The following is a 386-nucleotide window of genomic DNA, read 5'->3' as shown; positions in this document are numbered from 1 at the left end:
CACCATAAACCGAAATGTTGGCTGTACCCCTAACGGGTAGCTATTGTTAAACAAAGGGTTACTGCGGCAGCCTTCTTTTTTTCGCAATAATTACAGTTTGTATTTTAATTGTTCCTGCATTTTTTTATCCTTGCTGAAAATAATAAGATCGGGGTGATAAAATGGCAACTGCTAAAATCGGGGACAATATATTATTTAAGCGTGAAGGGCAAAGCTATAAAGGAAATGTTACGATTGTAAGAGAAAATTCTGTTATTGTTGAGTACGGATACAATGAAGAAAAAAAACAACCACTTTCAACCGTAGTCAATCATAAAAATTATAAAATTACTTAAGCAACAAAAATGGGATCTTCCAGTGAAGATCCTTTTTGTATACCGATAACG

Annotated in this window: 1 protein-coding gene; it reads left to right on the top strand. The window is 34.2% G+C overall.

Annotated elements, in window-relative coordinates; all coding sequences use genetic code 11:
- Positions 1–161: 161 nt before the first annotated feature.
- Positions 162–335: a DUF2187 family protein gene (locus tag AAHB12_RS31405; RefSeq protein ID WP_129731754.1), complete on the top strand. Its 174-nt coding sequence runs from the start codon at positions 162–164 to the stop codon at positions 333–335.
- The last annotated feature ends 51 nt before the right edge of the window (positions 336–386 follow it).

The organism is Bacillus sp. OTU530, from assembly GCF_038440375.1.
The sequence above is the reverse complement of the archived record's forward strand: the minus strand, read 5'-3'. Positions and strand labels throughout refer to the sequence as shown.